General features: G+C 66.4%; 17 protein-coding genes. 5 read left to right on the top strand and 12 right to left on the bottom strand.

From position 1 onward, the window contains the following. Position 1: 1 nt before the first annotated feature. From kynU to asnS, 11 genes are read right to left on the bottom strand one after another with little or no spacing between them, the layout of a single operon-like run. Complete coding sequence (gene kynU / locus BM365_RS02090) at positions 2-1,276, bottom strand: kynureninase (protein ID WP_093486154.1); 1,275 nt, start codon at positions 1,274-1,276, stop codon at positions 2-4. Between the two features lie 58 nt (positions 1,277-1,334). Further along, a complete protein-coding gene (locus tag BM365_RS02085; RefSeq protein WP_093486152.1) occupies positions 1,335-2,345 on the bottom strand; it encodes an amidohydrolase family protein in 1,011 nt (336 codons plus the stop codon). 55 nt (positions 2,346-2,400) lie between these two features. Then, positions 2,401-2,931, bottom strand: coding sequence for a 3-hydroxyanthranilate 3,4-dioxygenase (locus BM365_RS02080; protein WP_093486150.1), 531 nt, complete (start codon positions 2,929-2,931; stop codon positions 2,401-2,403). A 1-nt stretch (position 2,932) separates the two neighbouring features. Then, complete coding sequence (locus BM365_RS02075) at positions 2,933-3,328, bottom strand: RidA family protein (protein ID WP_093486148.1); 396 nt, start codon at positions 3,326-3,328, stop codon at positions 2,933-2,935. Then, entirely contained in the window at positions 3,321-3,995 is a 675-nt protein-coding gene (gene can, locus BM365_RS02070) for a carbonate dehydratase (protein WP_093486146.1), read from the bottom strand. The genes BM365_RS02075 and can overlap by 8 nt, the downstream gene beginning before the upstream one ends. Positions 3,996-4,010: 15 nt before the next feature. Further along, the gene (locus tag BM365_RS02065; protein WP_093486144.1) at positions 4,011-5,432 is read right to left on the bottom strand and encodes an aldehyde dehydrogenase; all 1,422 of its coding nucleotides are present in this window, start codon (positions 5,430-5,432) and stop codon (positions 4,011-4,013) included. A gap of 42 nt (positions 5,433-5,474) precedes the next feature. Next, positions 5,475-6,263 (bottom strand): SDR family oxidoreductase, encoded by a 789-nt coding sequence (locus tag BM365_RS02060; protein ID WP_093486142.1) that lies wholly within the window; start codon positions 6,261-6,263, stop codon positions 5,475-5,477. A gap of 57 nt (positions 6,264-6,320) precedes the next feature. Beyond that, positions 6,321-6,950: an FMN-binding negative transcriptional regulator gene (locus BM365_RS02055; protein ID WP_093486140.1), complete on the bottom strand. Its 630-nt coding sequence runs from the start codon at positions 6,948-6,950 to the stop codon at positions 6,321-6,323. Positions 6,951-6,957: 7 nt separating this feature from the next. After that, positions 6,958-7,266 carry a hypothetical protein gene (locus tag BM365_RS02050; RefSeq protein ID WP_093486138.1) on the bottom strand — a complete coding sequence of 103 codons (309 nt, stop codon included), beginning with the start codon at positions 7,264-7,266 and terminating at the stop codon, positions 6,958-6,960. After that, a complete protein-coding gene (locus BM365_RS02045; protein WP_093486136.1) occupies positions 7,263-7,568 on the bottom strand; it encodes a hypothetical protein in 306 nt (101 codons plus the stop codon). Before BM365_RS02045 ends, BM365_RS02050 begins: the two co-directional genes overlap by 4 nt. Further along, complete coding sequence (gene asnS / locus BM365_RS02040) at positions 7,568-8,968, bottom strand: asparagine--tRNA ligase (protein WP_093486134.1); 1,401 nt, start codon at positions 8,966-8,968, stop codon at positions 7,568-7,570. The genes BM365_RS02045 and asnS overlap by 1 nt, the downstream gene beginning before the upstream one ends. A gap of 111 nt (positions 8,969-9,079) precedes the next feature. Here asnS and BM365_RS02035 point away from each other — a divergent pair, with 111 nt between their 5' ends. From BM365_RS02035 to BM365_RS02015, 5 genes are all read left to right on the top strand, one after another. Continuing rightward, entirely contained in the window at positions 9,080-9,418 is a 339-nt protein-coding gene (locus BM365_RS02035) for a HesB/IscA family protein (protein WP_093486132.1), read from the top strand. A gap of 175 nt (positions 9,419-9,593) precedes the next feature. Next, the gene (gene rpsF, locus BM365_RS02030) at positions 9,594-10,022 is read left to right on the top strand and encodes a 30S ribosomal protein S6 (protein WP_093486130.1); all 429 of its coding nucleotides are present in this window, start codon (positions 9,594-9,596) and stop codon (positions 10,020-10,022) included. Positions 10,023-10,033: 11 nt separating this feature from the next. Further along, complete coding sequence (rpsR, locus tag BM365_RS02025) at positions 10,034-10,264, top strand: 30S ribosomal protein S18 (protein ID WP_056880329.1); 231 nt, start codon at positions 10,034-10,036, stop codon at positions 10,262-10,264. Positions 10,265-10,361: 97 nt separating this feature from the next. After that, entirely contained in the window at positions 10,362-10,811 is a 450-nt protein-coding gene (rplI, locus tag BM365_RS02020; RefSeq protein ID WP_093486128.1) for a 50S ribosomal protein L9, read from the top strand. 202 nt (positions 10,812-11,013) lie between these two features. Next, positions 11,014-12,414 (top strand): replicative DNA helicase, encoded by a 1,401-nt coding sequence (locus BM365_RS02015; RefSeq protein ID WP_093486126.1) that lies wholly within the window; start codon positions 11,014-11,016, stop codon positions 12,412-12,414. Positions 12,415-12,417: 3 nt separating this feature from the next. Here the strand turns inward: BM365_RS02015 and BM365_RS02010 are convergent, their stop codons facing one another. Further along, positions 12,418-13,116, bottom strand: a complete 699-nt coding sequence (locus tag BM365_RS02010; RefSeq protein ID WP_093486124.1) for a hypothetical protein — start codon at positions 13,114-13,116, stop codon at positions 12,418-12,420. Between the last annotated feature and the right edge of the window lie 66 nt (positions 13,117-13,182).

The raw sequence follows: 13,182 nt of genomic DNA, 5'->3' as shown, positions 1-13,182 counted from the left end.
GTCAGAAGCCGCGCCACGTCTCGACTTCCTCGACGAAGCGATGGACGTCCATGAAGCGGTTGTACAACGGGGCGGGGGAGATGCGGATCACGTCCGGTTCGCGCCAGTCGCCGACGGTGCCGACCGACAGCAGGTAGTCGAACAGCTCGCGGCCGCGTTCGCGTCCGCCGATCACGCGCAACGACAGCTGCGCACCGCGCTGGGCGGTGTCCGAGGGCGTGACGATCTGCAGGACATCGGACAGTCGCGCCTGGATCAGTGCCTCCAGCAGGCCGGTGAGCTTGAGCGACTTGGTCCGGATCGCGTCCATGCCGCCGGCCTTGTCGAACAGCTCCAGCGACGCGCGCAACGGCGCCAGGCCGAGGATCGGCGGGTTGCTCAGCTGCCAACCCTCGGCGCCCGGCGTCGGCACGAACTCTGGTGCCATCCGGAAGCGGGTGTCCTTCTCATGGCCCCACCAGCCCGCGAAACGCGGACGGTCGGTGTTCGCGTGCCGTTCGTGCACGAAGCAGCCGGCGACCGCGCCGGGCCCGGAGTTGAGGTACTTGTAGTGGCACCACACCGCGAAATCGACACCGCTGTCGTGCAGTGCGAGCGGCAGGTTGCCGACCGCGTGCGCGAGGTCGACGCCGACGATGGCGCCCTGCGCCTGGCCCAGCCGGACGATCTCCGCCAGATCGAACGCCTGCCCGGTGCGGTATTGCACGCCGGGCCACAGCACCAGCGCAAGGCGATGGCCGTGTTCGGCGATGGCGCGTTCGATGGCGGCCATCGAGAACGTGCCGTCCGCCTGGTCGGGCGCCAGTTCGATCAAGTCGGTCGCCGGATCGAAACCATGGAAGCGGATCTGCGATTCGACGGCGTGGCGATCCGAGGGGAACGCACCGGCTTCCATCAGGATCGCCGGACGCGCGGCGGTTGGCCGGTAGAAGCTCACCATCATCAGGTGCAGGTTGGCGGTGAGCGTATTCATCGCCACCACTTCAGATGCCTGCGCGCCCACCAGCCGCGCCAACGGTTCGCGCACCAGTTCGTGGTAGGTCATCCATTGGGCGCTGCCGGTGAAATGGCCTTCGACGGCTTCGTTCGCCCACTTGTCCATCACTTCGTTGATGTACCCGCGCGCCCCTCGGGGCTGCAGGCCCAGCGAGTTGCCGCAGAAGTAGATCTGGTCGTTGTGCTTGTGGCGCGGGATCAGGAATTCGTTGCGGAGCGCGCGCAGCGGATCGGCGGCGTCCAGGGCGATGATGTGGGTGCGGGACAGCGGGTCGGTCATGGAAAGTCAGTTCAGGCGGAACGAAGCCGGTGGCGATGCACCGGGACGGAAGTCGGGATCATGCGAAGCGGGAGGCGGCCAGGCCCAGCCATTCGAGCGCGGTGCCGTGGTACAGGCGCGCCTGCTGGGTTTCGTCGAGGCCGAGCGCGGCAATGCCGGCGCCGGGCTCCTGTTCGCCCAGCGGAAACGGGTAGTCGGTACCCAGCATCACGCGCTCGTGGCCGACGGTGTCGAGCAGGTAGTGCAGGGCGCGCGGGTCGGCGACCCATGAGTCGAAGTACACGCGACCGAGGTAATCGCGCGGGTTGCGCGGGTTGTCGGTGGCCACGAGGTCCGGGCGCATGTTGAAGCCATGCTCGATGCGGCCGATGGTGTAGGGGAAGCTGCCGCCGCCGTGCGCGAAGCACACCTTGAGCTCCGGCAGGCGTTCCAGCACGCCGCCGAAGATCAGGCAGCAGGCCGCGCGTGATTGTTCCGCGGGCATACCGACCAGCCAGGGCAACCAGTACTTCGGCATCGATGCCGCGCCCATCATGTCCCAAGGGTGCACAAGGACGGCGGCCCCGAGTTCGCTGGCCGCCTGGAAGAACTCGAACAGCTCAGGCGCGTCCAGGTTCCAGTCGTTGACGTGGCTGCCGATCTGCACGCCCTGCAGGCCGAGCTGGTCCATGCAGCGCTCCAACTCCTGCACGGCCAAACGCGGCGATTGCAGCGGCACTGTACCGATGCCCGCGTAATGGCGAGGGTACGCACGACACGCCGCAGCGGTGTGGTCGTTGAGGGCCTGGTGCAGCTCGAGCGCATGGTGCGGTTTGGCCCAGTAACTGAACATCACCGGCACGGTGCTGATGACCTGCACCTGCACGCCGAAGCGGGCATAGTCGGCGATCCGCTCTTCCGGGTCCCAGGTTTTGGGCCAGATTTCGCGGAAGAACTTGCCGTCTTTGTAGATGCGGTGGCGGCCGTCGTCGCCGTGGTGGATCACCGGGAAGCGCACGTCCCCGTACTTCGCGGCCAGGTCGGGCCAATCGCGAGGCAGGAAGTGCGCATGGGTATCGATCTTCAGCATCGCCGGAGTGTAGCCGAGGGCTCCGGCGTCGGCACGACGCGGCGCAAGGCGGCGATCAGGTGTCCGGCATCACGTACTTGGACGGCGCCGGGTTCAGGTGTCCGCAAGCCGTGCAGGTACGGTGCTCGCGGGAGGCGTAAAACCGTTCGAACACCGGGGGGAAGTCCGTCTCGATGTTGTGCAGGGTGAAATATTCTTCGTAGAGTTTGTGGTTGCATCGCTCGCAGAACCATATCAGCCCGTCCTGCTCGTGCGGCAGTCGCTTGCGTTCGATGACCAGGCCGACGGAATCAGGCATCCGCTGTGGCGAGTGCGGCACGCGCGGGGGCAGCAGGAAGATCTCTCCGGCGCGCAACGGAATGTCGCGCGGGGCGCCGTCCTCCTGGATACGCAGCACCATCTCGCCTTCGAGCTGGTAGAACCACTCCGGGCCTTCGTCGTAATGGTAGTCGGTGCGCGCATTCGGGCCGCCCACCACCATGACGATGAAGTCGCCGGCGTAGATGACCTTGTTGCCGACGGGCGGCTTCAGCAAGTGGCGATGTTCTTCGATCCAGGCCTGCAGGTTGAGCGGGTTGGGCAGCATGTCAGCGACGCTCCGGCAGGTGCGCGATGCACTTCAATTCGATGGAAATCGGCGTGGGCAGGGCGGTGATGCCGAGCGTGGTGCGGCAGGGTGCGGCGGCGGCATCGGGAAAATAGTCGGCCCAGACCTGGTTGTAGCCAGGGAAATCGCCGGCCATGTCGGTCAGGTAGACCGTGACGTCCACGAGGTCCTCCCAGCGGGCGCCGCTGGCCTCCAACACAGTACGCACGTTGGCAAACACCGCACGGCTCTGCGCCTGGATGCCGGCGGGAATGGCATTCGTCGCCGGGTCGCGCGGACCGATCCCGGACAGGAACAAAAGATCGCCGACACGGCGCGCATGCGGGTAGCGGCCGACCGGCTTCGGTGCATCGCCCGCCTGGACGACCTCACTCATTGCGTTTTCCCTTCGGCGGCACGCTCGACAAGGCCCGTTGGTAGGCTGGCTGGAGGTCTTCCGCACCGGCGACGTCCATGCCCAGTTCGCGTACGCGACCGTCGAACAGGCTGTAGACCCAGCCATGGATCGCCAGCGGCTGTCCGCGCGCCCAGGCGTCCTGGACCACCGTGGTCTGGCAGACATTGAAGACCTGTTCGATCACGTTGAGTTCGCACAGGCGCGCGTGGCGCAGCGATTCGGTGTCGACCTGCTCCAGCAGGTCCGCGTGCTTCATCGCCACGTCGGCCACGTGGCGCAGCCAGTTATCGGCCAGGCCCACGCGCAGGCCGGTCATGGCGGCATGCACGCCGCCGCAGCCATAGTGGCCGACCAGCAGGATGTGCTCGACCTTCAGGATGTCGACGGCGAACTGCACCACCGACAACGCATTGAGGTCGCCATGCGACATCACGTTGGCGATGTTGCGGTGGACGAAGACTTCGCCAGGATCCAGGCCGAGGATCTGGTTGGCCGGCACGCGCGAATCGGAGCAACCGATCCATAGGTAGCGCGGGGATTGCTGCTGCGACAGCCGCTTGAAGAAGCCGGGATCCTCCTGCTTGATGCGGGCGGCCCAGTCGCGATTGTTCTGCAGCAGTTGTTCGAGTTCGGATAGGTCAGACATTCGCTTGATTCGTCCTCAGCGCAACGCCACGCAGACGTTCTTGGGTTCGGTGAAGAAACGCATGGCCTCCAGGCCGCCTTCGCGGCCCAGGCCGGACGCGCCGGTGCCGCCGAACGGCGTGCGCAGGTCGCGGGTCATCCAGGTGTTGATCCAGACGATGCCGGCGCGCAGCTGCGCAGCCAGACGGTGGGCGCGATCGAGGTCGCGTGTCCAGACGGTGACGGCCAGCCCGTAGTCGCCGGCATTGGCCAGGGCCAAGGCATGGGATTCGTCTTCGAAGGGCTGCAACGTCACCACGGGCCCGAAGATTTCCTCGCGGTTGGTGACCGCTTCGGGTCCCAGCCCTTCGATGATCGTCGGCGCGATGAACCAGCCGGGCCGGTCCAGCGCGTGCCCGCCGGTGAGCAGGCGCCCGCCTTCGACGCGTGCACGGGCGATGCAGCCCAGCACCTTGTCGAAGTGGGCCTGCGACACCATGGCGCCGAGCCGCGTGGCGGGATCGTCCAGCGGTCCGGCCTGCAGCGCCCGCGCACGGTCGATCAGCGCTTCGCGGAACTCCTCGTAGATCGCCTGCTGCACGAGCAGGCGGGATCCGCACAAACAAATCTGGCCCGCATTCTGGAACGCCGAGCGGAGCAGGGTGTCCAGGTGCGCGCGCCAGTCGCTGTTGGCGAAGACCAGCGTGGCGTTCTTGCCGCCGAGCTCCAACGAGACCTTCTTCAATAGCGGTCCGGCGAGCCCGGCGATGCGCCGGCCCACCGCCGTACTGCCCGTGAACGACACGGCCTTGACCGCCGGATGCACGACCAAGCGCTCGCCGACGGCGGGCCCGGTTCCGTGCACGATGTTCAGCACGCCGCGCGGGAAGCCGATCTCTGCGGCGAGTTCGCCCAGCATCGTCGCAGTGGCGGGCGTGATCTCCGACGGTTTCGCGACGACGGTGTTGCCGGCAGCCAGCGCGGGCGCGATCTTCCAGGTGAAGAGGTAGAGCGGCAGGTTCCACGGCGATATCGCGGCCACCACGCCCAACGGCATGCGCAGGGTGTAGTTGAGGCCGGCTTCGCCGTGGTGCGACTCGCTGGCGAATTGGGTCGCAGCATGCGCGAAGAAGCGCAGGTTAGCGATCGCGCGGGGGATCTCGATGTCGCGCGCCAGCGCCAGTGGCTTGCCGGCATCCCGCGACTCCGCGGCGGCGAAGGCGTCCAAGCGCGCTTCCAGGGCATCGGCCAGGCGCTCCAGCCAACGCGCACGAACGCTGGGTGGAAGGGCAGCCCATCCCGGGAAGGCGGTTTCTGCGGCATCTATAGCTTGCAGTACATCGCTTTCGGTGCCATCGGCCACCTCAGCATAGACCTCGGCAGAAGCCGGCTCGAAGACGGGACGCCAGGCGCCACCGGCGCGAGGTTCGCCATCGATGAAGTGGCTGTAGCGTTCCATGCCCATTAGCTTAACCCGGCTGACAAGCCCCCCGGACCGACGTCAGAGCGACTGCATGCGGCCGCCGTCGACGGCCAGGCTGACACCGTTGACATAGGCCGCGGCCGGCGTGGCGAGGAAGGCGATCGCGGCCGCCACCTCGTGCGCGTCGGCGAAGCGGCCGGCGGGCACGCTGGCCAGCATGGCGGCGCTGATGGCCGCCTCGTCCTTTCCGGTCGCCTGTACCCGGTCGCGCAGGATCTGCTCCAACCGTTGGGTGCGCGTATAGCCGGGTAGCACGTTGTTGACGGTAATGCCGTCAGCGCCGAGCTCCTTCGACAGCGTCTTGGCCCAACTGGCTACTGCACCGCGGATGGTGTTGGACACGCCGAGGTTGGCGATCGGTTCCTTCACCGAGGTGGAGACCACGTTGATGATCCGGCCCCAATGGGCGGCGCGCATGCCGGGCACCACGGCGCTTGCGAGCACCTGGTTCGCCAGCAGGTGGCGCTGGAACGCGGCGAGGTAGTCGTCGGCGCCGGCGTCCAGCGCGCGGCCGCCGGGTGGGCCGCCGGTGTTGTTGACCAGGATATGGACGGGCCGGTCGGTCACCAACGCGCGGACGCCGGCCTCCAGCGCTGCGGTCTCCGCGACGTCCTGCGCGAGCGCGCCGTGACGCTGGCCCTCCACGACGAGGGGCAGGGCGGCGGCCACCTCTGCCAGTGCGGTCGCGCGACGGGCCAGCACCGTGACGTCTGCGCCCAGCAGTGCGAGTTCGACGGCCGCGGCACGGCCTATGCCCTCGGAGGCGCCGCAGACCAGCGCGTGTCGACCAGCGAGGTTCAAGTCCATGCGGCGTGTTCCGGAATAAGAGTGCGTCGAGTGTACCGGTGCGTGGGTGCGCAGGCCTCAGTCGGTGCGGCGTGCGAGCCGATCGCGCATCAACGCCGCGATTTCCAGGTTGTCCTCGCCACCCAGTCGCTGCAGCGCATCCGCCGCGCCTTCGACATTCGCGACCGGATGGTTCTGGCTGAGCTTGAACTTCAGTTCGATCCGTTCGGCGACGAAGCGGAAGCCGATGATGCCGCGCAACTGGCGCATGTGGTCATCGCGTTCATGTTCGAAGCGCCAGTCGTTGCCGACATGCGCTTCGTTCTTCTGGCTGAGGCGGTCGACGATCGACGCCAGACGCGCGGTGTCGTCGGTGGTTTCCAGCGTGCCATGCAGATGCGCGACCGCGTAGTTCCAGGTCGGGACGCGCGCCGCTTCTTCCTTGTCCGCATACCAGCCGGGCGACACGTAGGCATGGGGACCGTGGACGATGAGCAAAGCGGGACCGGCGTGGCGTGCCTGGGGATTCGGTCGTGCCCAGTGGCCCTCCACGACGACCTGTTCGCCCTCCCGCGCATACAGCACGGGCAGGTGGCTCACGAAGGGCAATCCGTCCGCGACAGTCACCAGGGTGACGAAGGCATCGCGGGCGATCAGCCCGTCGAGTTCGGCGAGGTCGGCTTCGGCGAAGGCGCGCGGCGTGTACACGCGGGTGTCAGGCGCGACCGCCCAGCGACCGCACCATCTGCGGGATCAATGCGGCATCGTCCTCGCCTTGGGGCGGCGCCACGCCAGTCAGGGCGAAGCCGCGCGCCAGCGCGTCGTCTTCGTCCAGGCCATCGAACGCCACGAATTCCGCATCGAACAGGGCCGCGCGGGCGCTGTCCTCGCTGTCGTAGGGCAGGGTATTGCCGTCGCTGTCGAGCACTTCGGCCGTGCCGGCTTCCAACACGCGCAGGCGCGCCCAAATCAGGGTGCGGCCGAGTGAGGCCAGGTACCAGTCTTCGCGGAGGAACGGATTCATGCGAATGCCTCGGCCCACAGGGCCAACAAGCCGGCCATCGCAAGGCCGAACAGGATCACGCAGAGCGAAATCCGTGCCGGCGTCGCCAAGCCCGACAGCGACGGGTCCGGAATCGCGCGGTAACCGCCACCGAGCAGCCAGCGCAGGGCGACGGGCTTCAGGAAAGCGCCTTCGCCCCATTCGGCACCGAGCGCGCCATGACGGTCGCGGACATGCACGAGGGTCAACGGCCAGAAGATGACGAAGGCGCAGAACCCGGCGATCGCCACGCCAACGAAGCACAGGGCGAAGAACAGGATCATCAGAACTCCGCGTTACCGGGCGCGCGCGGGTAGGCGATGGCGTCGCGGATGTTGCTCAATCCGCACACGTAGACCACCAGGCGCTCGAAGCCCAGGCCGAAGCCGGCGTGCGGCACCGAGCCATAGCGGCGGAAGTCGCGGTACCAGCCGTAATGCGCCGGATCCAGGCCGAACTGGGCCATGCGTGCATCCAGTACGTCCAGACGCTCCTCGCGCTGGCTGCCACCGATGATCTCGCCGATACCGGGCGCCAAAACGTCCATCGCGGCGACGGTCTTGCCGTCGTCGTTCAGGCGCATATAGAAGGCCTTAAAGTGCTCGGGGTAGTTGGTCACCACGACGGGGCGGCCGACATGTTGTTCGGTCAGCCAACGTTCGTGTTCGGTCTGGAGATCCAGGCCCCATTCGACCGGGAACTCGAACTTCTGCCCCGACTTCTGCAGCAGCGAGATCGCGTCGGTGTAGTCGATGCGCTCGAACGGCGAGTTGACGAAAGCTTCCAGGCGGGTCAGCGCGGTCGGCTCGACGCGCTCGGCGATGAACGCCAAGTCGTCGGCGCGCTCGGTGAGCACGGCACGAAACAGGTACTTCAGGAAGTCCTCGGCCAGCTGCGCGTTAGCGGCCAGGTCGTTGAACGCGACTTCCGGCTCGATCATCCAGAATTCGGCAAGGTGGCGGGTGGTGTTGCTGTTTTCGGCGCGGAAGGTGGGGCCGAAGGTGTAGACCTTGCTCATGGCCAGCGCGTACGCCTCGGCGTTGAGCTGGCCGGACACTGTCAGGAAGGTTTCCTTGCCGAAGAAGTCGCGCGAGAAATCAACGGCACCTTCCTTGTCGCGAGGCAGATTGACCAGGTCTAGCGTGGACACGCGGAACATCTGGCCTGCGCCTTCGGCGTCGGAGGTGGTGATGATCGGCGTGCTGATCCAGAAGTAACCGTTCTCGTGGAAGAACCGGTGCACGGCCTGCGCCAGCGAATTGCGGATGCGGGTGACTGCGCCGAACAGGTTGGTGCGCGGGCGCAGGTGGGCGAATTCGCGCAGGTATTCCAGCGAATGCTGCTTGGGCTGCATAGGGTAGGTGAGGGGATCTTCCACCCAGCCCACCACCTCGATCGACGAGGCCTGGATCTCGAAGCTCTGGCCCTGGCCCTGCGAGGCCACCAGGGTGCCGGTGGCGACGACCGCGCAGCCGGTGGTCAGGTGCTTGATCTCGGATTCATAGTTGGACAGCGCGTCGGGTGCCACCACCTGGATCGGGGCGAAGCACGAGCCGTCGCTGACGTTGACGAAGGAAAGCCCCGCCTTGGAGTCGCGCCGCGTGCGCACCCAGCCGCGCACCGTGACCTCGCCGCCGGCCGGGAGCTTGCCCGCCAGCGCATGTTCGACGCTTACCACCGTCATGGCTTGAATCCTTCGGTAACAGTCTTATTTATGGAACGCGGAGTTTAGCAAGAGCCGCGCGGCCGACGGCGCACCCGCGGCTATAATCGTCCCGTCGCACAGGAGCTCCCCATGGCCATCACCCTCACCCCGGTCGCACTCGAACGCGTGCAGCGTTTCGTCGCGCAGACGCCGGGCGCGCTGGGCCTGCGGTTCGGGGTTACCCGCACCGGCTGCTCCGGCTGGGGCCATGTGGCGGACCTGGCTCGCGATCAGCGCGACGGCGATACCGTGTTCGAGTTCGCAGGCGTGCGGATCTATGTGGACGCCGACAGCCTGCCGCTGGTGGACGGGACCGAAATCGACTTCGCCAAGCAGGGGCTGTCCGAGACGTTCACCTTCCGCAACCCCAATGCGGCCGCCGAATGCGGCTGCGGCGAGAGCTTCACGACCTCGGCGGACGCCGCCTGAGCCACGTCCAGAGGCAGGACTTGCCCCTAAGTGACTGACCTGCCATACTTTCCTGCTCCCGGCCGCCAGTCTGGCAACCGGGTCCTTGCCCCACCGCGTCCGTTCCGGACGTTCGGGGGGCTGTTCCGCCCACGGGATTTTCCCGGTCGGGCCCACATCCGAAAGGTACAAAACGATGCGTCACTATGAAGTCGTGTTCCTGGTCCACCCGGACCAGAGCGAGCAGGTGCCGGCCATGATCGAGCGCTACAAGGCGTTGATCGAGGGCGGCAACGGTACGATCCACCGCCTGGAAGACTGGGGCCGCCGTCAGCTGGCGTACCCGATCCAGAACCTGGTGAAGGCCCACTACGTGCTGCTCAACATCGAAGCCGACCAGGCCGTGTTGAACGAGCTGGTCGAGAGCTTCCGCTTCAACGATGCGGTGCTGCGCAACCTGGTCATCAAGCGTGATGGCCCGGATACCGAGCAGTCGCTGATCATGAAGAACAAGGACGAGAAGGGCGACAAGCCCGAGCGTGGCGAGCGTCGTCGCCGTGACGACGATGAAGGCGAGGCCGGCAACGCCGCTTCGACCGATTCCGACAACGCCGAAGCCGCCTAAGGAGCCCACCCATGTCCAAGTTCTTCCGTCGCCGCAAGTTCTGCAAGTTCACCGCCGAAGGCGTGAAAGAGATCGACTACAAGGATCTCAACACCCTGCGCCAGTACCTGACCGAGAACGGCAAGATCGTGCCGAGCCGCGTCACCGGCACCAAGTCGCGCTACCAGCGCCAGCTGTCCGCCGCGGTCAAGCGCGCCCGTTTCCTGGCGCTGATCCCGTACACGGACAACCACGACGTGTAATCCAGGGCCTCCCCGCATGGGGAGGCTCCTTCTTCCCACTGTCATTCGGACAGCCAATCGCTGCAGGCCCGCCTGCTAACGAATACGGAGCAATACGATGGAACTGATTCTTCTGCAGAAAGTGACCAACCTGGGCGTCCTGGGCGACAAGGTCAACGTGAAGCCGGGCTACGGCCGCAACTACCTGGTGCCGCAGGGCAAGGCCGTGCCGGCCACCGCCGCCAACGTCGCCGAGTTCGAAGCCAAGCGCGCCGAGTACGAAGCCAAGGCCAAGGCCGTGCATGACGACGCCGAAAGCCGTGCCGCCAAGCTGGAAGGCGCGAGCGTCACGATCACCGCCAATGCCGCGACCGAAGGCAAGCTGTTCGGTTCGGTCGGCCCGCGCGACATCGCCGACGCCTTCACCGCCGCCGGCCTGCCGCTCGAGAAAAGCGAGGTCATCATGGGCGAAGGCGCGCTGCGCAACATCGGCGAGTACGAGATCGTCGTGAAGCTGCACGCCGACGTGCAGACGACCGTCAAGGTCGTCGTGCAGGCCGAAGCCTGATCCACCCGCGCATCACCCCGTGATGCCGACAGACGGGCGCCGCAAGGCGCCCGTCCTGTTTTGTGGGCGCGCCTGTCGCAGGCGCTGAGATGCCCACCGGTTATCCACATACTTATCTGCAACACCCCCGGGCACGGACTGCCTACCATGTCCGGCCGTGCGGGCCTTCGCCCCGCATGCGCCGCAGGAGCTTGCACCGCCCATGTCCGCACGCACCGGTTTCCGCCAGGATCCCCACGATTCGCGCATCGAACAGCTCCGCGTGCCGCCACACTCCACCGAGGCGGAGCAGGCGGTGCTGGGCGGCCTCATGCTGGCGCCGGAAGCCTATGACCGCATCAACGACAAGCTCACCGCCAACGATTTCTACCGTCGCGACCATCAGCTGATCTACCGCGCGATCGCGGAACTGGCCGAGCGTAGCCGGCCGTTCGACGCCGTGACCCTGGGCGAATGGTTCGAGTCCCAGGGCCAGATGGACCTGGTGGCCGGTGGTGCCTATCTGGTCGAACTGGCCAGCACCACGCCCTCCGCCGCCAACATCACCGCCTATGCCGAGATCGTCCGCGACAAGGCGGTGATGCGCCAGCTGATCGAGGTGGGCACCGACATCGTCAACGACGCGTTCCAGCCCGAGGGCAAGGAAAGCGACGAGATGCTGGCGATCGCTGAGCAGAAGGTCTTCGCCATCGCCGAGCAGGGCGCCCGCGGGCGCACCGACTTCGTGGCGATGAACGATGCACTGAAGGACGCCTTCGAGGTCCTGCGCATTCGTTCGGAAAGCGGCGGTACCGTGACCGGCCTGCCGACGGGCTACAACGAATTCGACATGATGACCGCTGGCCTGCAGCCCACCGACCTGGTGATCTTGGCCGCGCGTCCTGCCATGGGCAAGACCACGTTCGCGCTGAACATCGCCGAGTACGCGGCGATCAAGTCGAAGAAGGCCGTGGCCGTGTTCTCGATGGAAATGTCGGCCGGCCAGCTGGCCATGCGCCTGATTTCATCGGTCGGGCGCATCAATGCGACCCGCCTGCGCACGGGCTCGTTGGAAGACGAGGACTGGAGCCGCGTCACCAGCGCCATCCGCATCCTCAAGGACCAAGCGAAGGTCTTCATCGACGATACGCCGGGCCTGTCGCCGGATGTGCTGCGCTCGAAGGCGCGCCGTCTGAAGCGCGAGCACGACCTGGGTCTGATCGTCATCGACTACCTGCAGCTGATGTCGGTGCCCGGCAACAGCGAGAATCGCGCCACCGAGATCTCCGAGATCTCGCGTTCGCTGAAGGGCCTGGCGAAAGAGCTGAACGTGCCGGTGCTTGCGCTGTCGCAGCTCAATCGCTCGCTGGAAACGCGCACCGACAAACGTCCCGTGATGGCCGACCTGCGCGAATCGGGCGCCATCGAGCAGGACGCCGACATGATCGTCTTCATCTACCGCGACGACTACTACAACAAGGAAACCTCGCCAGACAAAGGCCTGGCCGAGATCATCATCGGCAAGCAGCGTTCGGGTCCGACGGGTTCGTGCAAGCTGCGGTTCTTCGGCGAATACACGCGTTTCGACAACCTGGCCCACGACTCGGTGGGCAGCTTCGAGTGACCGCTACTTGCGGATGAAGTAGCTCACGTAGACGTCGCCTGTCTCATCGCCCGCCACCGTCGTATTGGCATCGAAGAACGATTCGCGGAACCAGGGTTCCGGCATCATGTAGGTGTAGATGAGGCGCTGGAAGTCTGCCTGGGCAAGCTGCTGCGGATTCCGCGTGGTCGCCACTGCGGTCAGCATGCACAGGCTCTTACTGCAGCGTGGCCGGCCGATCTCGAGTCGCCCGAACTCATGGGTGTGCCGGTCGATCGTCTGCTGGATCAGCATTTCAAGGCGCGGCGACCAGTCGGGGTCCGCTGGTTCAGAACGGCCCAGCGTTTCGTAGTCCTTCGCATCCGAACTGGTGTTGCGCAGTCCAGCCAGGAATTTGTCCAGCCGGCGTTCTCCCTCGGCCGACAAGGGCCGCGCGCCGGCTCGCGCACCGATGGCCGGCGCGGACAGCTGCGCACGGCCCGGCGTTTCCGCTATCGGCTTCCTGGAGGTGTCGTGCGCGTCGGTCGCGCTGGCCGGCGTGTCGATGTCGGCTGTCGGTGCGGGCAGGGTGGACGACGGGACGGACGCCAGGACAGGAGAGGGGTCATCGGCAGTCGCTCCGCTATCCGTGGGTGTCGTGCGCATCCATAGCCATGCGCCGATGGCGATGGCGAGGATCGCGCCAATGACGATGACCGTGGTCGATCTGGAGCGAAGTGCCATCGGAGCCGATCCCTGGAACCCGGCGCCAGCCTAGCGCACGCACGTTCGTGCTCGCATGAACGGGGA

Origin of the sequence: Pseudoxanthomonas sp. YR558, from assembly GCF_900116385.1 — a bacterium.
Classification (GTDB): Bacteria; Pseudomonadota; Gammaproteobacteria; order Xanthomonadales; family Xanthomonadaceae; genus Pseudoxanthomonas_A.
Note: the sequence above shows the minus strand (reverse complement) of the source record. Positions and strands in the feature narration are given on the sequence as shown.

Coding starts and splice junctions, on each gene's coding strand:
- BM365_RS02060 (WP_093486142.1), bottom strand. CDS start 6,263: ATGGACTTGAACCTCGCTGGTCGACACGCGCTGGTCTGCGGCGCCTCC.
- BM365_RS02075 (WP_093486148.1), bottom strand. CDS start 3,328: ATGAGTGAGGTCGTCCAGGCGGGCGATGCACCGAAGCCGGTCGGCCGC.
- BM365_RS02080 (WP_093486150.1), bottom strand. CDS start 2,931: ATGCTGCCCAACCCGCTCAACCTGCAGGCCTGGATCGAAGAACATCGC.
- rpsF (WP_093486130.1), top strand. CDS start 9,594: ATGCGTCACTATGAAGTCGTGTTCCTGGTCCACCCGGACCAGAGCGAG.
- BM365_RS02015 (WP_093486126.1), top strand. CDS start 11,014: ATGTCCGCACGCACCGGTTTCCGCCAGGATCCCCACGATTCGCGCATC.
- rplI (WP_093486128.1), top strand. CDS start 10,362: ATGGAACTGATTCTTCTGCAGAAAGTGACCAACCTGGGCGTCCTGGGC.
- rpsR (WP_056880329.1), top strand. CDS start 10,034: ATGTCCAAGTTCTTCCGTCGCCGCAAGTTCTGCAAGTTCACCGCCGAA.
- BM365_RS02010 (WP_093486124.1), bottom strand. CDS start 13,116: ATGGCACTTCGCTCCAGATCGACCACGGTCATCGTCATTGGCGCGATC.
- BM365_RS02085 (WP_093486152.1), bottom strand. CDS start 2,345: ATGCTGAAGATCGATACCCATGCGCACTTCCTGCCTCGCGATTGGCCC.
- kynU (WP_093486154.1), bottom strand. CDS start 1,276: ATGACCGACCCGCTGTCCCGCACCCACATCATCGCCCTGGACGCCGCC.
- BM365_RS02035 (WP_093486132.1), top strand. CDS start 9,080: ATGGCCATCACCCTCACCCCGGTCGCACTCGAACGCGTGCAGCGTTTC.
- BM365_RS02065 (WP_093486144.1), bottom strand. CDS start 5,432: ATGGAACGCTACAGCCACTTCATCGATGGCGAACCTCGCGCCGGTGGC.
- BM365_RS02050 (WP_093486138.1), bottom strand. CDS start 7,266: ATGAATCCGTTCCTCCGCGAAGACTGGTACCTGGCCTCACTCGGCCGC.
- can (WP_093486146.1), bottom strand. CDS start 3,995: ATGTCTGACCTATCCGAACTCGAACAACTGCTGCAGAACAATCGCGAC.
- BM365_RS02045 (WP_093486136.1), bottom strand. CDS start 7,568: ATGATCCTGTTCTTCGCCCTGTGCTTCGTTGGCGTGGCGATCGCCGGG.
- asnS (WP_093486134.1), bottom strand. CDS start 8,968: ATGACGGTGGTAAGCGTCGAACATGCGCTGGCGGGCAAGCTCCCGGCC.